Consider the following 19,723-nt stretch of genomic DNA (forward strand, 5'->3'; position numbering starts at 1 on the left):
GGTCTCTACCCGGCTCGACCCGGGTCAACCCAGCTCGTCCACCAGCTCCGGGGTCAGCTCACCGATCGCGTTCAGCGTCGCCACGGCCAGGCCGGCGGCGTCCGGATCGAGCGGGTACGAGCCGTGCGGCACCGCCACCACCCGCATCCCCGCCGCCGCGGCGGAGCGCACCCCGTTGGACGAGTCCTCCACGGCCACACAGCGGGTCGGGTCGACGCCGAGGCGCTGCGCCACGCTCAGGTACACGTCCGGTGCGGGCTTGCCCCGCTCGGTCTGCTCGGTGGAGAGGGTCGCGCCGAACGCGTCGGTCAGGCCGGTCGCCGCCAGCGCCGCCTCGATCAGCCGGGTCGGCGACGAACTGGCCAACCCGAGCGGCCACCGCGCGGCCAGCCGGCGGACGACCTGGTCGGCGCCGTCGATGAGGGGTACGTGGTCCCGGTAGCGGCGGGTCATCTCCTCGACCACCTCGACGGCGACCTGCTCGGCGGTGCGGCCGACGCCCAGCTCACCGCTGAGGTAGTGGGCCCACTCGCCGGTGCTCATGCCCATCAGTCGGCGTTGCGTGTCCGGCTGCCACGTCCCGCCGTGCGCCGCCACGTACGCCCGGCGGACCTCCTCCCACACCGGCTCGGAATCCACGATCACGCCGTCCAGGTCGAAGACCACCGCATCAGTCACGGGCCCATCCTGCCCGACCGGCGGGCGGCCGGTCAGCCGGGCAGCGCGGGCAGGCCGAGCGGGCTGCCCTCGGGGAGCAGGGTGTGGCCGGACCGGGCGATCGGCTCCAGCAGTTCCCGGAGCCGGTCCGTGTCGTGGGGGCCGAGCGCCTGCCACGGGTGCGCGGCGGCCCGGTCGGTGGCGTCCTCGATGGCCTGGAACTCGGCCCGGGCGTGGTCGGTGGCCGCGCCGTCCCCGGTCAGCCAGCCCCGCTCGGTGAGCCGCTCGCGGGCGGCGTGCCACTGCTCCTCGGACCAGCCCCGGCCCAGCAGGTACTGCGGCGACGAACCGTCCAGCGCGACCCGCCCGGTCAGCGTCTCCACCGGGTCCAGCCCGGCGGCCACCAGTGCGGCCACGTGCCCGTCCCCCCGGTGTTCGCGCAGCGTGGTGGCGGCCTGCCAGAGCCGCGCCAGCGGGTACTCGCCGGCCGGGAGCGCCGCGTTTGCCGCGCCGAGCACCCGGCCGGCGGTCTGCGCCGCCGCGGCGGCCCGTTCCAGCAGGTCGGCGGCCTCCACCAGATGCGACTCCGGTAGCTCGTAGGTCAGCTCGGCGAGCGCCTGCACGGCACCGGTCAGGCGGGCCCGCAGCGCCTCCTGCGGGGTGGCCAACCGCCACACCGCCGGCAGCGCGCGGGCCACCATCGGCGGCGCGAAGTTGAAGAAGGCCGCGATCACCGGGGCCGCCTCGGTGGCTCCCAGCGGTGCGGCCCGGCCGGCGAAGTAACCGCGCCAGTAGCCGCGCAGCCCGACCGCCTCGTACGCGGCCCGGGCCCGGGGGTGGAGGTAGGTGACGCTGTGCACCGGCTCGAAGTACGCCCACATCGACCGGGCGGTCCGCCCGGGCTCGTCCAGCGCCGTCACATGCACCTCCGCGTCCCGGTTCCGGATGCTCACCCCGGGCGGCGAACCGCCCGGGGTGACGCCGAACCTACTGCCGCTGGGTGACGGGCCGGAAGCCCCATGTGAACAACTCCATCGCGGCCCGGCGACAACCGGGACGACCCGGACAGGTCACTGGGCGGCGAGGACGTCCACCACGAAGCGCAGCGGACCGGTCGGACGTCCACCGGCGGCGGCCTCGTCATTGCCGTACGCCAGCTCGCCCGGGATGTCCAGCTGCACCCGGCTGCCCACGGTCACGCCGACCAGACCCTGGTCCCAGCCGGGGATGACCTGACCGACGCCGATCGGGAAGGTGGCCGGCTGCCCGGACTTCCAGGAGGAGTCGAACTCCTTGCCGTCCTTGTAGAACACGCCCACGTAGTTGGTGGTGATGTTCTGGCCCTTCTTCACGGCCGGGCCCTTGCCCTGGATCACCGGGGTGACCGTGAGCTTCTTGAGGTCACCCTTGCCCGGCGTCACCGTCGGCTTGGTGCCCAGGGCCGGGTCGGCGCCCTCGGGCAGCTGCGGAGCGGGGGGTGCGCCGGCCTCGTCGGGGGCCGGGGCGGAGGCGGACGGGGTCGCGTCGGCCTGGGTCTTGGGCTTGTCGTCGCCCCCGCCGATCGTCACGAAGACGCCGATCAGCACCGCGACCACGGCGACGGCGGCGAGGCCGCTGGCCCACGCGTTGCGCTTGCGCCTCGCGTCGGCGGCCTTCTTCTCCGCCAACTGGGCGGCCAGGCGGCGCCCCGACTTGGTTGCCGGGCTCTGGTCCGGGCCCGTCTGCTGCGTCCGCTCGCTCACGTCGTCGACTCCCTGCTGCGAAGTGTGGCCGGCACCCGGTGCCGGGGGGAAAGCCGACGCACACGGTACCCGCACCGCGGCCTACCGTGCCCGCCGCGGACGCCTCGGATCGCCCAGCGCGACAGTTCCGGGTCTTTCCCGGGCGGTTATTCCGGGACGACCATGAAGTCGGTCACGAACGAGGTGACCCGGCCATCGGCGGCACGGCCGATCCAGGTGCCGTAGCAGCCGTCGCCCCAACCCGTGGACACGGTGACGACGTTGGCGCCGCTGGCCTCGTCCAACACCGCGGTGATCAGCCCCGGGACCGGGGACGAGGGCAGCTCGGTCGGGATGAAGACCTCCTCGACCCGGTCGGAGTCCCAGCCCTCCAGGACGGCGAGCGCGGTCGGGTCGGCGAGGGTGCCGACACCGGCGTCCACCCCGTAGCCGAAGTAGTCGTCCGCGCCGAGGGTGGCGACGTCCTGGTCACCCGCGACGGCCGGCTCCCAGCGGAGCGTCGGCTCGGTCGAGACGACCAGCTCCAGCGCGGCGACCCGTCGGTCCACCTCGGCGTCCTCGCGGAGCACCACCGCCACCCAGGCGCGGGCGGGATGCCGCCCCGGCGGCACGGTCACCGTGAACGGCTCCGCCTCCGGGCAGACCAGCGGGTCACACCCGACCACGCGGCCGGTCGGCAGCACGATGTCGCCCACCGGGTGAACCTCGATCAGGTACCCGCCGTGCTGGTCGGTGAAGCGGGCGCCGGGCGTCAGCAGCCGGTCCAGATCAGGGGTGTACGGCATGGGGGCTCCTCCGGTCGCCAGCGGCCGGCGGAGCCTACCCGGCCCGGCGGACACCGCCGCCGCTGCCGTACGGTCAGGCGCTCTTGCGGGGTGCGGTCTTGCGCGCGGCGGTCTTCTTCGCCGGCTCCGCCTTCTTCGCGGCGGTCTTCTTGGCAGCGGTCTTCTTCGCCGGCTCGGCCGCCTTCTTCTCGGCCGTCTTCTTCGCCGCGGTCTTCTTCGCGGGGGCCTTGGCCGCCTTCTTCTCGGCTGCCTTCTGCGCGGACCGGGCCGACGAGATGGGTGTCGGCTCGCCACCACCGCCACCACCACGGGCCGGTTGCTCGCCGCGAGCAGTCTTGGCGCGCTCCACCGAGGCCTTCAACGCCGCCATCAGGTCGACCGCCGCGGCCGGGGCCTGCTCGACCTCCTCCGGCTGGACGACCTCCCGACCCTCCACCTTGGCGTCGATGACCTCCTGCAACGCCGCCCGGTAGTCGTCGGTGAAGACGTCCGGTTCGAATTCGCCGGTCATCGAGTCGATGAGTGAGCTGGCCATGGCCAGCTCCGGCGGGCGCACCTTGAGGTCCTCGTCGAGGAAACCGAAGTCCGGGGTACGGATCTCGTCCGGCCAGAGCATGGTGTTGAGCAGCAGCACACCCTCGCGGACGCGCAGCGTGGCCAACTGCTCCCGCTGGCGCAGCGCGACCTTGACGATGGCCACCCGCTCCGAGTCGATCAGCGCGTCGCGCAGCAGCACGTACGGCTTGGTCGCCGCGCCGTCCGGCTCGAGAAAGTACGCCTTGTTGTAGAGGATTGGGTCGACCTGCTCGGCCGGCACGAACTCCAGCACGTCGATGGCGCGGGAGCTGGTCAGCGGCAGGTCGGCGAAGTCCTCGTCGGTGAGGATCACCATTTCGCCGCCGCCGATGTCGTAGCCCTTGGCGATGTCGTCGTAGGTGACCTCCTCGCCGCAGACCGAGCAGGTGCGCTTGTAGCGGATCCGCCCGCCGTCCTCGCGGTGGACCTGGTGGAACCGAATGTCCTTCTCCTCGGTCGCGGAGTAGAGCTTCACTCCGATCGAGACGAGCCCGAACGACACGGCTCCCTTCCAGATGGCACGCATCCTGCGCTCCCTTCCCCGGTATCGACCATGCTCGCATCCGAAAGAACCGGACGCGAGGTGTTCGGCCTGGTACTACAGTCGGGTCGTGCCCGGAGCGCCGCTCAAGCCGATGCTCGCGATGACCGGGCCGCTCCCGGCGGGCGACGGCTGGGCTTACGAGTTCAAATGGGACGGCATCCGGGCGCTCGCTGACATCTCCGGTCGTGCTCAGCACCTGTACGCCCGATCCGGCGTGGAGGTCACCGCCGCGTACCCGGAGTTGGCCACCCTGCCCGAGCAGGTCGACGACGCGCTGCTCGACGGCGAGGTGGTGCTGCTCGGCGAGGGCGGCCAGCCGTCCTTCACCGCGTTGGCCGAGCGGATGCACGTCCGGGATCGGGCCAAGGCGGCCCGGCTGGCCGCGGTCATGCCGGTGACGTACATGATCTTCGACCTGCTCCGGCTCAACGGTGACGACCTGACCGGCTGGCCCTACGAGCGGCGCCGGGAGGCGCTGGAGGCCCTCGCGCTCGGTGGCCCCCGGTGGGCGGTGCCGCCGATGTTCGCCGATGGGCCGGCCACCTACGAGGCGGCCGGGGAGCACGGCCTGGAGGGTGTGATGGCCAAGCGGGTCGGGGCCGTCTACCGCCCGGGGGTGCGCTCGCCGGACTGGGTGAAGGTCAAGCTGGAGGTGACCGGCGACTTCGTCGTCGGCGGTTGGCGACCGGGAGCGCGCCGGATCGGCGGTCTGCTGGTCGGGGTGCCCGGGCCGGACGGCCGGCTGATCTACCGGGGCCGGGTCGGCGGCGGGATAGGCGCCGCCATCGAGCGGGAGCTCCTCGCCGAGCTGGAGCCGCTGCGGTCCGGCGCGTCACCGTTCGCGCCCGGGGTGCCGCGCGAGGATGCCCGGGGGGCCATCTGGGTAGAACCACGGGTGGTGGTGGAGGTGAAGTACGGCCAGCGCACCCCCGACGGTCGGCTGCGCTTCCCCCGGGTGCTGCGGTTGCGCCCGGACAAACCTCCGGAGGAGGTCGACGATGCCGGCTGAACGGCTACGGGTGGACGTCGAGGGTCGCGCGCTGGAGCTGTCCAATCTGGACAAGGTGCTCTACCCGGCGGCCGGGTTCACCAAGGGTGAGGTGATCGACTACTACACCCGGATCTCCCCGGTGCTGCTGCCGCACCTGCGGGACCGACCGGTCACCCGGATCCGCTATCCCAACGGGGTGGACGACAAGTCGTTCTTCGAGAAGAACACGCCGGCGGCGACCCCGGACTGGGTGCGGGTGGAGAACCTGCCCGCGCCCGGGTCGACGAAGGGCCGGGAAACCATCGACTACGTGGTCGCCGACGATCTGCCCACCCTGGTCTGGCTGGCCAACCTGGCCGCGTTGGAGCTGCACACACCGCAGTGGAAGGTGGGCGAGCACCCGGACATGATGGTCGTCGACCTGGACCCGGGCCCGCCGGCCGGGCTCGCCGAGTGTTGCCCGGTGGCGGTCCTGATGCGCGACCGCCTCGCCGACGACGGCATCGAGTCGTACCCGAAGACGTCCGGCAAGAAGGGCATGCAGCTCTGCTGCCCGATCGCGGGCACCCAGTCGTCCGACCTCGTCTCCGACTACGCCCGGCGGATCGCCCAGGAGCTGGAGAAGGCCCACCCGAAGCTGATCGTGTCGAAGATGGCGAAGAACCTCCGACCGGGCAAGGTCTTCATCGACTGGAGCCAGAACAACGCGGCGAAGACCACCGTGGCGCCGTACTCGCTGCGGGCCCAGTCGGTGCCGTCGGTGTCGACGCCGCTGACCTGGGACGAGGTCGAGGCCGGCGCACGCGGCCGGAAGCCGGCCGTCCGCCAGTTCACCGCCGCCGAGGTCCTGGCCCGGGTCGAGAGGTACGACGACCTGCTCGGCCCCCTGCTCGACGGTGGCCCGGAGCTGCCCACTCGCTGACGGGCACCGACATCGTCCGGAAGACGCGAAACGGCGCGGCCCGACGTCCACGCGGGTGGACGCCGGGCCGAGTCGGCTGTCGGATCAGCGGTGCCCGAAGACCGTGCGGCTGGAGCCGAGGCGCAGCAGCACCGTCTCGCCGGTGGCGTCCTGGACCCCGTCGTTGTCGGTGATCGCGTACACCTCGCCATTGCCGGCGACGGTCAGACCCTCCAGCTTCTCCTGCGTCCACCCGTTGGTGGCGCGCAGCGCGGGCAGCACGTCGACGGCGAGCGTCTTCGGCAGCACGGTCAGCGGACCGCTCGCCGCCGCACCGGGTAGCGGCACCGTGTAGACCCGCTTGACCGTGGCGGTCGGGCCGTTCAGCTTGTCCCGTTCGATGACCGCTAGCCGGTCGCCGACCACACTGATCTCGGAGAGGCCCATCCAGTCGCCGGGCACGGTGGTGGCCCCCAACTGGTAGCCGAACCAACTCCAGGTGCCCGCCGCGACGTCGTACCGGCCGAGCCGGACGATGCCGGCCGGGTCGGTGCTCAACTCCCGCTGCACGGCCACCCAGACGATCTCCCGACCCTGCCGGTCGGTGGTCGCGGTGACCCCCTCCAGGCCCTGCTTGCCGAGACCGGCGGCGACCTCGGCGGGCAGCGCGACGGTCTGCCGGGTCACCCCGGCGGCGTCGAGCCGGACCAGCTTGTTCTCCGCGCCCTTGGCGCCCTCCACGGCCAGCCAGAAGCCGCCCTGCGGGCGGGCGAAGATGCCCTCCGCGTCGTACCCGACCGGAGCGCCGGCCGCGTCCCGCACCGGCAGCGCGTCGGTGATCACGGCCGGCGTCCGCTTCGCGTCGATGCTGAGGATGCGGGTCTGGCTGTACGCCGCGTCGGTGACGCTGTAGAGCTGGTCCCGCTTGCCCGGAGCGGCGCTCAGCGCGCCGAGCGCGCCCCAACCGATCGGGGCGCCGGAACGGTCGGTGCCGGAGACGATGCTCGGGAACGCCGGGGTCGCCTTGCCGAGCTGGAAGAGCGACACCGAGGCCCGAACGTTGACAGCGGCGTCGTCCTCCTCGCTGGAGACCGCGAGCAGCCCGCGCGACGGGATGGGCAGCAGCCCTTCCGGCCCGTTGGTGGTCGGCAGGACCTGCTGGAAGACCGGCCGGGTGGGGTTGCCCAGGTCGTAGACGGCGACGAAGTTGCTCCGCTCCGAGCCGACGAAGGCGTACCGGCGGCCGTCGTACTCGGCGACGGCCACGCCCTCCGGCTCGGTGCCCTTCTTGCCGGCCCGGTCCTCGTTGTGCAGCCCGTACGTGACGGCGAGCCGTTCGAAGGTGTTGCCGGCGTCCCAGGCGACCTGGCCGTTGCGGCTGTCGAAGACCGACCAGCCACGGGTGCCGCCGTGCCAGTCGCCCTCGTTGGCCGTGGCGAGATAGCGGTCGTCGACCCAGGCCACCGCGTCCGGCTCACGCGGAACGTCGGTGATGCTGCCGGTCAGGTCGATGACACCGTCCTTCTTGGTGTCGATGCCGCTGATGGTGGCGGTGCCGGCGCTGAACACCGTGGTGATCCGGCCAGTCGGCAGGTCGACCAGGGCGACGCCGTTGTTCTCCTGAAGCGTCACGGCCAGCTGGTTGCGGTTGTTGATCGAGACGTACTCCGGCTCGGGGTCGGTCGGCGCGGCGAGTCCGGCCTGCGTCAGCGCGGGCAGCGCGCTGCCGTCGGTCCCGGTCAGCGCGACCGGTCGCAGCCGCCAACCGGCCGGGGTCTTCCCGGTGAGGTCGACGATCTGCACGAAACCGGCGGGCGCCTGGGGCAGGTCGCCCTCCTCGCCGCCGGGCGGGGTGGCCTCCTCGTCGCGCTCGTTCTCGATGGCGATCGCCGCGTACCGCTTGTCCTTGCTGATCGCGATCGAGTCGGGCTGACCGCCGAGATCGAAGCTGGCCACCCGCTGACGACTGGCCAGCTCGATCACGTCGAGGCGGCCGGACGGCTCGGTGTAGCTGGCGCTGGTGTTCACCACCACCAGCACGTACCTGCCGACCACGGCTACCGAGGTCGGCTCGTCCTCGGCGTCGCCGAGCTGGGCCAGGGAGAGGGTGCCGAGGCCGCGCGGCCGGTCGGCACGGGAGATGTCCAGGAAGCCGATGCGCCGGGCCAGCGCGTCGGTGTGGATCAGGGTGCGGCCGTCCTCGCTGACCGCCGAGATCTCGGCGACCGTCGCGGTCGTCGGATCCTCACCGGCTGGACGGTTCTGGAACACCGGGTACGTGGCGACCCGGTCGAAGGCGAGCGACGGGTGGTGCGCGCCGGCCGACGCGGGGGTGGCCCCGGTCAGGCTGGCGGCGGCGACACCGGCTGCGGTGAGCGCGGTGAAGGCTCTTCTGAGTGTCAAGGACTTCCTCCGTTAGGTCGTACCCGCACGGAGGCTGACACCTGTCGGGGAGCGTCAGCTTGCGCCGACATGAACAGTCGGCGAAGCACGGCGCAGCCGCCACCAGGCACCGCCGACCAGGGCGACCGTGACGACGGTGACCGCGACGTCGCCGGCCAGGGCGGCCGCCGGGCTCGCCGGGGAGTACGGCGGCACCAGGTACGCGAACGCCGCGGCGGTCACCAGGCCCGCGGTGCCAGCCGCGAGTACGTGTCGCTGCCCCCAACCGGCGCGCGACGACCAGTACGCGATCAGGGCTCCGGCGGCAACGGCCAGCGTCAGTGCGATCGTCACTCCCACCCAGCCGGGCGTCAGGTCGCCGCCGAGTCGGACGAGGACTACCAGCAGACCGACCCAGAGTGGATGGGGTACCCGACGGGACCGGCGCGGCTGGGCGCGACGCCAGCGGGGCAGCAGGGCGACCGCGACGAGGGCGACGACCACCACCGCGGCGAAGGCCAGTTGGAGCGGGCTGGCCAGGAAATCCTTCCGGCCGCTGCTGTCGGAGAAGATCAACAGACTGCCGAGCAGGTAGATCACGCCGACCACGGCGAGACCGGGCCGGCCCAGCCACGGCCGCAGCCGGCGGTCCGCGCCGAGAAACGACTCGATCAGCACGATCGGGGCGCAGATGGTCAGCACGATGTGGTTGCCCACGTAGTCGAACGCCTGCCGGAGGCTGAACTCCAACCCCGGCACCAGCGACGCCTCGGCGGCGGCCCGGGTGTCGGCGTACTGCGTGTCGTCGAGGTAGTCGGGGTTGAACAGCGACTGGTCGACCAGCCCGGCCTGGAGTACGCCGAACGCGGCGGCGAGCAGCACGATCGTCGGCCAGCCCGCGCCGAGGTGCCGGGCGGTCTCCCGGATGAGGATCGCCGCGCCGCCGTACATCGGGCCCAGGAAGATCAGCACCGGGAGGAAGTCGTCGATGGCGAAGCCACCCCACGAGCACTCGGCCGCCCAGGGCGCGAGCAGCAACAACGCGATCACCGGCAGGAGCCGCCGGCGCAGTGGCAGGCGGTCGGCGGCGGGATGGTCGCCGGTGACGGGGTCGGGTCCGGTCGGCATGGGCGCTCCTCGACGGCGTTTCGGGGTTCACCTGCACCGTGCGCGGGCCACCCGGTCACCCGATACGGCCATCGGCCGACAACCGGTGCGACCAAAGTCGTTGAGTACTGTGGTGCCGACGTCGACCCGGGGAGCGTGGAGATGCAGCCAACCGACACTGCCGACCTGGCGGCCCGCCCCGTCGAGGCCGAGCGTCCGCTGCTCAGCTACCGCGACGAGGCGACCGGCGAGCGCGTCGACCTGACCGCACAGCAGGTCGGCTCGTGGGCGGCGCGTAGCGCGAGCCTGTTGCGGGACGGTTGCGGTCTCGGCCCCGGCAGCCGCGTAGCGGTGTTGCTGCCGCCGCACTGGCGTACCGCCGCGGTGTTGTTGGGCGCTTGGGCCTCCGGCCTGGCGGTGTCGTTCCGACCGCGCGCCACCGCGGGCCTGGCGGTGCTCGAACCCGGCGGCGACCGGCCGTTCGACGCGGTCTTCGTGACGCCGGAGCGGCAGGACGACTGGCTGGAGGACGTGCCGGACGCGCCGCACCGCTATCTCGTCGGCACCGGGCCGGGGCGGCTGGCCGACGTGCCGTTGGGCTGGTTGGACTGGTCCGCCGAGGTGCTTCGGCACGGCGACGGCGCGCCCGACCACACCGCCATCAACCCGTCGGACCCGGCCACCGCGGACGGCACCACCTACGGTCAGTGGGGTGCGCTCGCCCAGGAGTTCGCCACGATGCTGGACCTACGCGCCGGCGACCGACTGCTTGTCGACGCCGCCGAGACCGAGCAACCGCTGAAGTGGTTGCTCGCGCCGCTCTCGGCCGGCGCGTCCGTGGTGATCAGCGCCAACCTCGACCCGGCGCGGCGGGACGCGGTCGTCACCGCCGAACGGATCACCCGCGTCCTCTGAAATCCGCCGTGGCGGCTCAAACAGCGCTGGCCGAACCAGTTCCGTTACATCGGCATCTGCCCTGCTCAGAGGGTCTTTCGTCGATGCCGTCGGCATGTTCTCATACCCGAACAGCGACGTCGTCGACCCGCACCGCCTCCCTCATCGAAAGGTGCACCGATGCGCAGAAGATCGACCTTCCGACTGGCGGTCCTCACTGCCACCGCCGCGATGTTCCTGGCGTCCGGCGGTGCCTCCGGGGCGCTCGCCACGGCCGCGCCCGCGACCGCCTCCCCGGGCGTCACCGCGTGTGAGCCGGGCGCCGACGCGCACAGCGCCGCCCGGGTAGCCGAGGGTGCCACCGCCCAGGAGCCGGAGCTCTACTCCACGAACGAAGCCAACGCCTACGGCGTGATCAAGGACGCGCCGCGCCTGCCGAACGGCAGCGTCACCGTGCCGACGGTCTTCCACATGATCTCCGATCATCCGCTCACCGCGGCCGAGACGACCCGGTGGAACACCCTGATCGCCGCGCAGATGACGGTGCTCAACGACTCGTTCGCGGGCCGTACGGCGGGAGACGCCTCCAACACTCCGTTCCGGTTCTCGCTCGTCGACACGACGTGGACGGTGAACAGCGCCTGGTACACGGTCGTGCCGGGCAAGAACGAGCGGGACATGAAGAAGGCGCTGTACACCGGCGACTCGGAGACCCTGAACGTGTACGCGGCCAACATCGGCGACGGGCTGCTCGGCTGGGCGTACTTCCCGAAGGGCTACAACAACGGGCGCGACTACATCGACGGCGTGGTGATGCTCGACGAGTCGATGCCGGGCGGCACGGCCGGCAAGTACGCCCTGGGTGACACGCTGACGCACGAGGTCGGGCACTGGCTGATGCTGGAGCACACCTTCGCGCACGGCTGCTCCGCGTCCGGTGACTTCGTGGCGGACACCCCGCGCGAGGCGGCCCCGCAGTTCAACTGCCCGGTGGGTGCGGACTCCTGCACCGCGCCCGGGCTGGACCCGATCCACAACTTCATGGACTACACGCAGGACTCCTGCATGAACATGTTCACCACGGGCCAGGCGGACCGGATGAGCGACGCCTGGGTGGCGTTCCGCGCCGGCGGCGCCGGATAGCTCCGCTGGTAGGCGTCGGGGCCGGCGAGTCGCTCAATGCGACTCGTCGGCCCCTTGTCTTGCCGATGATCAACTAACTGTTCACCCGTACAGCGTCCGGCTCTCACCCGGTTTGGCTGGCGAGTTCGCACAGAGCCGGCAGGGTCATCCAACGGCCGCGCACGCCGGCGTGCCACAGCACCTGTGGGCCGGAGCGTTGGCATGCCCTCAACCGCTCGTCGGCCCTGCGGTGTCGTGGCGGGTTTCTTCGCGTCGGTGGCGTCCACCCTGACCCGTCACGAAGGAGAAACCCCGCCATGACGCACGAAACACGTGCGCGTAGGAAGCGAACACGCGGAGTCCTGTCCGCGGTCGCGCTGATCCTCATCGCCGGGCCGGCAACGGCCCTCAACCCCACCCTCGCGGGCGCGCAAGCGACTCCGACCAGCGGTAACACCCCGCTGATCAACCTGAGCAGCGGGCAGAACGTCGAGGGCAAGCTCCCCGTCGTCGTCGAGCCGGTCACCGAGAACGACTCGGTGACCACCCTCGCTGTCGACGGCGACAGGATCGACGCGGAGAAGACCGCCGGCACCGCCCACTTCGGCTTCGAGATGGGCGGCAACGGCACCGAGGCCCGCTACCGCAACTACGTCACCGTCAACGCCCACACGGCCGAGGCGGACCGGGTCTACCTTCCGGACCTCGCCGGTGGGCAGGTCGGCACCCTCGACTTCCCGGGCGACTGGCTGCGCCCCGGGGCCAACACCATCACCGTCCACGCCGGAGCGAACTGGGTCGACACCACCACCAAGACCGCCGTCGGCTATGAGGAGCTGCCCAACGGTGAGGGTGGCCGCTGCCCCAACTACGACGACTACGCGCTGAGCAGCATCAGCCTCAGTTTGCTCGGCGTGGTCGCCGACGGTGAGCAGAACCTGTTCAGCTACAGCTTCGGAGACGGCACCTGCGGCAGCTCGGCGAAGCTGCTCAACCAGGATCTGACGTTCGTCGTCTCCGGTGAGCCGGGCAGCACGTCCGGCCTGCGCACCGACCTCGACACCACCAAGCTCGCCAACGGTACGCACACCGTCAGCGCGACCACCCAGTCGGGCGCGAAGACGTCCGTGACGGTGGACGTCAACAACGCTCCGGCCGGCGCGGCGGTGGTCACCCCCGGTGACGGTGCCCGCGTACGCGGCACCCGACCGGTGATCGCCGCGCTGCCCACCGGCGGCAAGGACCACGTCGAGTCGTTGGCCATCGACGACAAGCCCGCCGAGAACGCGGAGGCGCTGGCCGCTGGCACCGCCACCCTCGGCCTCTCGGTCGCGGCCGGCAACTCGATCGAGGCGCGCTACCACAACTACGCGCTGGTCAACGGCCACCGGGTCGACCTCGGCGGTGACTACGGCGCGACCGGCGCGGAGGACGTCAGGCTGGCGTTCCCCACCCGGTTCCTGCACCTCGGCGACAACGTCGTCGAGATCCGGACCGGCGACTACAACGGCACCCTCAACGGGGCTACCTGCGCGAACCACGACGACTTCACGCTCACCCGGGCGGCGACGAGCCTCACCCTGAGCACGGCGGGCACGGTGACCGCTGGTACCACGTACCTCGTCACCACCAGCGGCACGACCGTGACGAAGGCGGAGACGACCGCCGCCACGCTGCCGTTGGGCGACGGCACCTGCGCCGCCAACAAGGACGCCGAACTCCACTTCACCATCGCGGACGCGCCGACGACGCGGACGGTCGACACCCTCGGCAGCGGGGGCGACGCGCACCTGAAGGTGTTCGTCGGCGGCAACGGCAGCGACAACGGGTACGACAACAAGGTGCTGGTCAACGGCATCCCGGTGGAGATCGGCATGTGGGAGAAGGAGGTCGCCGACCTCACCTTCCCGAACGAGTGGCTGGTGCCGGGCGTCAACGCCGTGGAGTTCGTCGCCGGCAACGACCACGGCAGCGCCAAGCCGGGCGGCTGCGACAACTTCGACGACTTCACCCTGCGGGACTTCCAACTGCTGCCGACCGGCGCGAAGGCGACCCAGCTGACCCGGTCGACAGCGCAGACGACTGTCACCATCGGCTCGGCGGGCTACCCCGCCGGCTCCCAGGTGACCACGTACATCGGGGACGGCACCTGCGGCAGCAGCTACAACGCGGTGCTGAACAAGATGGTCCTGTTCGACGTCACGGCGGCGGACGGCTCGGCGCTGCCGGCGCTGGGCAAGCGCGCCGACGTGGACACGACGTTGATCGCGGACGGCACCCACACCATCAAGGCGGTCGTCGGGGACAAGACCTCGACGCGGCGCTTCACCACCGACAACACCGCCCCGGAGGTCGAGAACAGCGTCCCGGCGGCCGGGCAGCGGCTCACCTCGACCGTGGCGCTCAACGTCAAGATCAAGGATGCCACCGGGGTGGTCGGTACGCCGGTCATCACGCTCGACGGCACGGCTGTCAAGCAGGGTGACCAGATCGGCCACGGCCTGCCGGCCGGGGAGCACACCATCGCGGTCACGGCGACCGACGCGCTCGGCAACACCGCCACCCGCGAGGTGCGGTTCAGCAGCGCCAGCATCCCGGACGTCCCGACCGAGCTGAACTCGACAGTCAAGAGCACCGACCCGCTCTCGGCCGAGTTGTCCGCGCGGATTCCCGGTGCCGAGGGGGTCGGGCTGACCGCCACCTTCACCAAGGCGGACGTGGTCCTGCCGACCGGCGGCTACCAGGGTGAGGCGGCCGACGTGCCGACCACGCTCGACGTCCAGCACGATCGGAACGTGGATGTCGCCTCGCTGCGTCCGCTCGACGGCGCGACGATCGACACCCCGTCCAGCCGTGGGGTGATCTTCCAGCGCTACGACCTGCCGCTCGGGGCGACCAAGCAGGTGCCGACCCTGCGCTGGTCGGGCACGATCGACCCGGCCCGGATCGTGGCGCTGCGGGCGTGGAACCCGGCCACCGACAAATGGGTCGTGCTGACCTCCTCGCGTGGCCAGGTCGGACGCGAGACGGTGCTGACCGCGCCGGTGGAGGCCGGTTACCGCGACGGTGGTGTGGTGCACGTGCTGGTCACCGGCGAGGACCCGTTCGCCGACGACCTGTCCCCGCGCGACTCGACGGCGCAGAACGACAAGGACCGCTTCGAGGACCCAGCCTCGTACGACTTCTCGCTGGCGCACTTCACCGACACCCAGTACATCACCGAGGGTGCGGCCGGCGGCACCTACGACGACTTCGACGGCAAGGCCGAGCCCACGGACGTCGAGACGGTCGAGGAGCAGGCGATCTGGTCGGCCGCGTACCGCGACCAGATGCAGTGGATCGCCGACAACGCGGCCAGCCGCAAGATCGCGTACGCCGCGCACACCGGCGACGTCATCGAGAACGACTACTACGACCCGCTGGCCACCAACCCGGACGGTTCGCTGAAGCGGCCCGGTCTGCACGAGCAGGTCGAGAAGGAACTCGCCGCCGCCTCCGGCTTCCAGAAGATCCTCGACGACAACGGCGTCGTCAACCAGGTCATCGCGGGTAACCACGACGACCAGTTGGGTGCCGAGACGGGGCCCACGTCCCGGTTCAGCCGGACGTTCAGCGCCGACCGGTACTACGGGACGGCGAAGTCCTGGCCGAAGGGCACCGAGTACCACGCGTGGGACGAGGTGACCAAGGCCGACGGTTCCGTCGTGCCGGGCAAGGACAACCAGAACAACTACCTGCTCTTCTCCGCCGGTGGTCTGGACTTCGTCGCGGTCGGCCTGTCGTACGGCGTCACGCCGGCCGAGGCCAAGTGGGCTGACTCGATCTTCAAGCGGTACAAGGACCGCAACGGGATCCTGCTCTCCCACGACTACCTGAAGCCCTCGGCCAACCCGGACGGGCGGGGTGCGGACTTCTCCGCACCGGACGGCTCGCCGCTCTTCAAGCAGGTCGTCGAGGTCAACCCGAACGTCTTCCTGGTCCTCGCCGGTCACGAGCACGGCGTCGGCACCAACCTGAAGTCGAAGATCGGCGTCACCGTCAGCCACGACGTCGTCGAGCTGCTCGCGGACTACCAATTCTACACGGTCACCGCCGCCGAACTATGGCCGAAGCAGGTCGCCGCCGACGGCACCATCGACGTCAACGGCGACGGCACCCCGGACCACAAGGCCACCGACCGGTTGCAGTTCGGGGCGAGCTTCCTACGCCTGCTCCAGTTCGACGTGGACCGGGCCGAGATGCACATCGACACGTACTCGCCGTTCCTGAAGAACTTCGGGGCGACCGAGTACGACATCCGCCAGGACGGCAGCCAGCCCAAGCCGCGGTACAACGGCTCGGAGGACAACCTGACCCTGCCGGTGGACCTCAGCACCCGCAAGACGTCGTTCACCACCGACTCACTGGCCGCGTACGTGCCGTCCGGCACGATCGGCACCGACGAGGTGACCTCGAACGGTGTCGCCACCACGACCTGGGGCAAGCTCCTGCCGGGCACCTCGTACGGCTGGATCGTCTCGGCGAGGAGCGCCGACGGTGGCGAGGCGGTGGCCCAGCCGGCCGTCTTCGCGACCGCCAAGCAGGTCCCGACGATGACCGTCACCGCCGCCCCGACCACCTGGGGCACCGCGGCGACGGTGACCGTGCGGGTCGCGGCCGGCAGCACACCGGTCACCGGCGCGGTGGAGTTGCGCGAGGGTACGACGATTCGCGGCTCGGCCGCGGTCACCAACGGGACCGCGACGTTCACCCTCCCGGTGGGCCTCGCGGGTGGTCAGCACACGCTGACCGCGTCGTACCAGGGCAGTGACCTGCTCACGCCGGTGGAGGCCACCGCCGTGCTGACGGTGAACCTGCCCGCCGAGTGGAGTTCGTCGACGGTCTACAACGACGGCGACAAGGTGACCTACCAGGGTCGGGTCTTCCGGGCCTCCTGGTACACGAAGAACCAGAAGCCAGGCGCCGACCCCAACGGCGCATGGCAGGAGATCGCCATGACCGAGGACGGGACGGCGATCTGGACCGCGTCGCGGGTCTTCAACTCGGGCGACTTCGCGATGTACGACGGCAAGAAGTGGCGGGCCCAGTGGTACACCCGCAACCAGAAGCCGGGTGACCGCAACGGCTCCTGGGAGGAGATTGCCCCCACCCCGCCGGACAACAGCCCGGCGGCCTGGACCCTCACCAAGGTCTACAACGCCGGCGACCGGGTGTCCTTCAAGGGCCACGTGTACGAGGCGAAGTGGTGGACCCGTGGCCAGGAACCGGGTGACAAGTCCGGCCCCTGGAAACTGATCAAGTAGGCAGGTTCGCGTGATCGCCGGCCCGGGACCGCTGCTGGTCCCGGGCCGGTGCGCGTCTCGTCACCCGTCCGGTGGAGGGCACCGGTTCTGCCCACTCTCACGTTTTCCCTGCTCCTACGCTTCGCCGAAGACAGACGCGGCCGGGCACCGGCCACTTTCGACGTCGGCGGAGGGCAGATGGGGTTGCGGCGTACCCGTCGGACCGTTGTTGCGGCGGTGGCCGGCGGCCTGTTCGCCCTCGGTGTGGTCGCGCCCGGTCCGGCGGCGGCGCCGCTGCCCCGCGCGGCCCAGGCCGACGGCCCCACCGCCCCCGACGCGCGGGAGCCGCGCCCACCGCTGCTCCCCGCCGACTTCCAGGGCACCGGCCGGTACGTCGTACGTGACCTCGGCATCGACGTGCCGTTCAGCTGGCAGGGCCGGGGCGGCAACAGCCAGATGATCGCTGGTGGCCCGGACCACCCGATCTGGTTCACGAACCTGATCTACGAGAACACGCTCTACACGCTCACCTACAAGTGGCCGAACATCCCGCTGTTCCCGCCCCGCCCATGCAGCAAGATCCCGGGGTTCTTCAACCGGCAGATCTTCAACGACAAGCTGAAGACCTCCCGCTACGTGGGGCCGGAGATCCTGCAGGGTGACCAGGACCGGCACGTCGACCACTGGCGGGTCGGAGTCGTCGGCGGTTCCACCGTGCCGGGGGAGTTCTTCCGGTTCCCACTCGCGCTCGGCGACATCTACGTCGACCAGCGCGACCCGAGCCGCTGGTGGCAGGTGTTGCAGTTCGGCCTGCAGAACCTCTTCGACCCGGAGCTGGACGAGTGGTTCACGATGGACACCTTCGACCACCGCCCCGGCCAGGTCACCCTCCCCGACCGCTGCCCACCCCCCACGTCCTAACCCACCCGACCGTTGATCAAGAGGTTTGCGTCACCGATCGGCATGTCGATGACGCAAACCTCTTGATCACCGTGGGCAGGTCGGGGTGGGGGTGGGGTTAGAGGGCGAACAGCAGGGCGGCGTCCAGGAGGACTACTGCGGCGGTGGCGAGGTGGACGCCGAAGGCGACCGCCTTTGTTCCGCCGTTTCGCAGCACGATGACGGTGTCGCCCAGCGGGACGAGCGTGACGATCAGCATGAACCACGCGACCGCGTCGGCGGTGGTGAAGGCGATGAGGGCCAGGCCGAGCAGGCCATAGCTGAGATCGCGTACGCCCTTGACCGTGAGGTAGGCGGGATCTCCGTCGGGACGGGCCGGCACGCCGTACCCGGCAGCCGACGCGGTGGGCACCAGCAGGAACCGCGCGCCGATGAAGGCGACGAAGAGGCTGAGCACGACGGCGAGCCCGTAGGCGACAAAGGACAGCATGGTCCGCTCCAGTTCCTAGCGCTGCTAGATGTGAGAGCGACGCTAGCAGAGCGCCGACAGGATATCTAGCGGTGCTAGCATTACGGTCATGTCGACACAGGGGCGCCGGGAGCGCGAGCGGGCGGAACGGGAACAGGCGATCGTCGCCGCGGCACGCGACCTGGCCCTGGCGGAAGGTTGGGACGCGGTGACCACCCGCCGGCTCGCCGCCGAGATCGAGTACAGCCAGCCCGTCCTCTACAGCCACTTCAAGGGCAAGGACGCCATCATGGCGGCCGTCGCCGTCGAGGGCTTCGCCGAGTTGGCCGACGCCCTGGCCTCGGCCCGGGCCTCGGCCGCCAGCCCTCGGCAGGTGGTCGCCGACGTGGCGGCGGCATACGTCGCGTTCGCGGAGCAGCGTCCCGCGCTCTACGACGCGATGTTCACCCTCGCCGTGGACCTGCCGTTCGCCACTCAGGACGTCCCGACGGACCTGGCCCGCGGCTTCGCCGAACTGGCCGAGGCGGTGCGCCCGGTCGCCGGGGACGACGACCTGGAGACGGTCACCGAGACGTTCTGGAGCGGCCTGCACGGGCTGGTCACGCTGATGCGCAGCGGCCGGCTCCGCCGCCCCGGCCACGACCGCCGGCTGGCGGTGATGGTGGACCGCTTCTCCCGCTGAGCATTGCCACGCGCTGAGTTCACCGACCGCTGGGCCGGGGCGTGCGTCGAGCGCAGGGCGACAGGTGGTCGGTGGGCAGGGCGCACCGCGCGCCGCCGGGTAGTGGCCGATCACAGAAGACCCAGTGTCGTACGCCCTGCTGGTCCTCCGCCGAGACGGTCACCCCGCCCGGCTCGACCCGCGCGCTGAGCCGGACCAACACCCGAGCGGCGGTACGCGCGAAGATCCGTGCCCGCAGCAGGTCGGGCGCGGTGATCGGCAGGTGGATCACCCAACGGTCGCTCATCGGTGGCGGCACCGTTCGAGGCGCTGCCAGGGCTGCGGCTGCTCTGCCTGCCATGTCGTCGCAGGTGGCTCGTCGCGTCGGCTCGCCAGCCGTCGGATCAGGTTGCGCACGGTGACTGCCCTTCGTCGGATGGGATCGACGTGGAGGGGCGGTCTCCGCCGGTTGCGGTCGGCGGAGACCGCCCGGCCCGCGGCCGTTCGGGGGTACGGCAGCAGGGCCGCGCCGGGGAGCGCGGCGGATGGAGTCTCGACGGTCGGATCTCGGCGGCGATGCGAGACCAGTACGAGAGGCGCCAACCGACCGCAGCAGCACCGCATCACCGAGAGCGACGCGCCGCACGAGGCCGCCCACCGCGCTGATCGACTCGGTTTTCAGGAAACCGGGGCATCAAAGCGCCCCGGAC

16 protein-coding genes are annotated in these 19,723 nt (G+C 71.2%); 7 read left to right on the top strand and 9 right to left on the bottom strand.

The annotated features are described in order from the left end of the window. Window positions 1-24: 24 nt before the first annotated feature. From ACFYL6_RS13660 to ACFYL6_RS13680, 5 genes are all read right to left on the bottom strand, one after another. A complete protein-coding gene (locus ACFYL6_RS13660; RefSeq protein WP_387170959.1) occupies window positions 25-678 on the bottom strand; it encodes an HAD family hydrolase in 654 nt (217 codons plus the stop codon). A 32-nt stretch (window positions 679-710) separates the two neighbouring features. Beyond that, window positions 711-1,538, bottom strand: a complete 828-nt coding sequence (locus tag ACFYL6_RS13665) for a hypothetical protein (protein ID WP_387171188.1) — start codon at window positions 1,536-1,538, stop codon at window positions 711-713. A 189-nt stretch (window positions 1,539-1,727) separates the two neighbouring features. Next, window positions 1,728-2,399: an FKBP-type peptidyl-prolyl cis-trans isomerase gene (locus tag ACFYL6_RS13670; protein WP_387170961.1), complete on the bottom strand. Its 672-nt coding sequence runs from the start codon at window positions 2,397-2,399 to the stop codon at window positions 1,728-1,730. Between the two features lie 146 nt (window positions 2,400-2,545). Then, complete coding sequence (locus ACFYL6_RS13675) at window positions 2,546-3,184, bottom strand: DUF4241 domain-containing protein (RefSeq protein WP_387170963.1); 639 nt, start codon at window positions 3,182-3,184, stop codon at window positions 2,546-2,548. A gap of 73 nt (window positions 3,185-3,257) precedes the next feature. Then, on the bottom strand, window positions 3,258-4,286 hold the full coding sequence (locus tag ACFYL6_RS13680) for a Ku protein (protein WP_387170965.1): 1,029 nt from the start codon (window positions 4,284-4,286) through the stop codon (window positions 3,258-3,260). 85 nt (window positions 4,287-4,371) lie between these two features. Between ACFYL6_RS13680 and ligD (ACFYL6_RS13685) the strand changes: the two genes are divergently transcribed. Then, entirely contained in the window at window positions 4,372-5,313 is a 942-nt protein-coding gene (gene ligD / locus ACFYL6_RS13685) for a non-homologous end-joining DNA ligase (protein ID WP_387170967.1), read from the top strand. Continuing rightward, window positions 5,303-6,217, top strand: coding sequence for a non-homologous end-joining DNA ligase (gene ligD, locus ACFYL6_RS13690; RefSeq protein ID WP_387170969.1), 915 nt, complete (start codon window positions 5,303-5,305; stop codon window positions 6,215-6,217). The genes ligD (ACFYL6_RS13685) and ligD (ACFYL6_RS13690) overlap by 11 nt, the downstream gene beginning before the upstream one ends. 84 nt (window positions 6,218-6,301) lie before the next feature. On the opposite strand, the gene ACFYL6_RS13695 is transcribed toward ligD (ACFYL6_RS13690), so the two are convergent. Then, on the bottom strand, window positions 6,302-8,599 hold the full coding sequence (locus tag ACFYL6_RS13695) for an esterase-like activity of phytase family protein (protein WP_387170971.1): 2,298 nt from the start codon (window positions 8,597-8,599) through the stop codon (window positions 6,302-6,304). A gap of 54 nt (window positions 8,600-8,653) precedes the next feature. Then, the gene (locus ACFYL6_RS13700) at window positions 8,654-9,706 is read right to left on the bottom strand and encodes a hypothetical protein (RefSeq protein WP_387170973.1); all 1,053 of its coding nucleotides are present in this window, start codon (window positions 9,704-9,706) and stop codon (window positions 8,654-8,656) included. A 141-nt stretch (window positions 9,707-9,847) separates the two neighbouring features. Here ACFYL6_RS13700 and ACFYL6_RS13705 point away from each other — a divergent pair, with 141 nt between their 5' ends. The 4 genes from ACFYL6_RS13705 (at window position 9,848) to ACFYL6_RS13720 (ending at window position 17,904) form a co-directional block, all read left to right on the top strand. Further along, on the top strand, window positions 9,848-10,600 hold the full coding sequence (locus ACFYL6_RS13705; protein ID WP_387170975.1) for a TIGR03089 family protein: 753 nt from the start codon (window positions 9,848-9,850) through the stop codon (window positions 10,598-10,600). A 159-nt stretch (window positions 10,601-10,759) separates the two neighbouring features. After that, window positions 10,760-11,722, top strand: a complete 963-nt coding sequence (locus ACFYL6_RS13710) for a zinc metalloprotease (RefSeq protein WP_387170977.1) — start codon at window positions 10,760-10,762, stop codon at window positions 11,720-11,722. 296 nt (window positions 11,723-12,018) lie between these two features. After that, window positions 12,019-17,004: a carbohydrate-binding protein gene (locus ACFYL6_RS13715; protein ID WP_387170978.1), complete on the top strand. Its 4,986-nt coding sequence runs from the start codon at window positions 12,019-12,021 to the stop codon at window positions 17,002-17,004. A gap of 177 nt (window positions 17,005-17,181) precedes the next feature. Then, complete coding sequence (locus ACFYL6_RS13720) at window positions 17,182-17,904, top strand: hypothetical protein (RefSeq protein WP_387170980.1); 723 nt, start codon at window positions 17,182-17,184, stop codon at window positions 17,902-17,904. Window positions 17,905-18,001: 97 nt separating this feature from the next. Here ACFYL6_RS13720 and ACFYL6_RS13725 read toward each other — a convergent pair whose 3' ends face one another. Continuing rightward, the gene (locus ACFYL6_RS13725; protein WP_387170982.1) at window positions 18,002-18,373 is read right to left on the bottom strand and encodes a DUF4267 domain-containing protein; all 372 of its coding nucleotides are present in this window, start codon (window positions 18,371-18,373) and stop codon (window positions 18,002-18,004) included. A gap of 88 nt (window positions 18,374-18,461) precedes the next feature. Between ACFYL6_RS13725 and ACFYL6_RS13730 the strand changes: the two genes are divergently transcribed. Then, on the top strand, window positions 18,462-19,034 hold the full coding sequence (locus ACFYL6_RS13730) for a TetR/AcrR family transcriptional regulator (RefSeq protein ID WP_387170983.1): 573 nt from the start codon (window positions 18,462-18,464) through the stop codon (window positions 19,032-19,034). 19 nt (window positions 19,035-19,053) lie between these two features. On the opposite strand, the gene ACFYL6_RS13735 is transcribed toward ACFYL6_RS13730, so the two are convergent. Continuing rightward, a complete protein-coding gene (locus ACFYL6_RS13735; protein ID WP_387170985.1) occupies window positions 19,054-19,320 on the bottom strand; it encodes a hypothetical protein in 267 nt (88 codons plus the stop codon). Window positions 19,321-19,723: the final 403 nt, after the last annotated feature.

The organism is Micromonospora sp. NPDC007208, from assembly GCF_042869175.1.
GTDB classification, from domain to species: Bacteria; Actinomycetota; Actinomycetes; order Mycobacteriales; family Micromonosporaceae; genus Micromonospora; species Micromonospora foliorum.

What these genes read in the sequence shown, in the direction of transcription:
- ACFYL6_RS13665 (WP_387171188.1), bottom strand. Translation starts at nt 1,538, where the DNA reads ATGTGGGCGTACTTCGAGCCGGTGCACAGCGTCACCTACCTCCACCCC.
- ACFYL6_RS13700 (WP_387170973.1), bottom strand. Translation starts at nt 9,706, where the DNA reads ATGCCGACCGGACCCGACCCCGTCACCGGCGACCATCCCGCCGCCGAC.
- ACFYL6_RS13710 (WP_387170977.1), top strand. Translation starts at nt 10,760, where the DNA reads ATGCGCAGAAGATCGACCTTCCGACTGGCGGTCCTCACTGCCACCGCC.
- ACFYL6_RS13675 (WP_387170963.1), bottom strand. Translation starts at nt 3,184, where the DNA reads ATGCCGTACACCCCTGATCTGGACCGGCTGCTGACGCCCGGCGCCCGC.
- ACFYL6_RS13715 (WP_387170978.1), top strand. Translation starts at nt 12,019, where the DNA reads ATGACGCACGAAACACGTGCGCGTAGGAAGCGAACACGCGGAGTCCTG.
- ACFYL6_RS13735 (WP_387170985.1), bottom strand. Translation starts at nt 19,320, where the DNA reads ATGAGCGACCGTTGGGTGATCCACCTGCCGATCACCGCGCCCGACCTG.
- ACFYL6_RS13720 (WP_387170980.1), top strand. Translation starts at nt 17,182, where the DNA reads ATGGGGTTGCGGCGTACCCGTCGGACCGTTGTTGCGGCGGTGGCCGGC.
- ACFYL6_RS13725 (WP_387170982.1), bottom strand. Translation starts at nt 18,373, where the DNA reads ATGCTGTCCTTTGTCGCCTACGGGCTCGCCGTCGTGCTCAGCCTCTTC.
- ligD (WP_387170969.1), top strand. Translation starts at nt 5,303, where the DNA reads ATGCCGGCTGAACGGCTACGGGTGGACGTCGAGGGTCGCGCGCTGGAG.
- ACFYL6_RS13730 (WP_387170983.1), top strand. Translation starts at nt 18,462, where the DNA reads ATGTCGACACAGGGGCGCCGGGAGCGCGAGCGGGCGGAACGGGAACAG.
- ACFYL6_RS13705 (WP_387170975.1), top strand. Translation starts at nt 9,848, where the DNA reads ATGCAGCCAACCGACACTGCCGACCTGGCGGCCCGCCCCGTCGAGGCC.
- ACFYL6_RS13680 (WP_387170965.1), bottom strand. Translation starts at nt 4,286, where the DNA reads ATGCGTGCCATCTGGAAGGGAGCCGTGTCGTTCGGGCTCGTCTCGATC.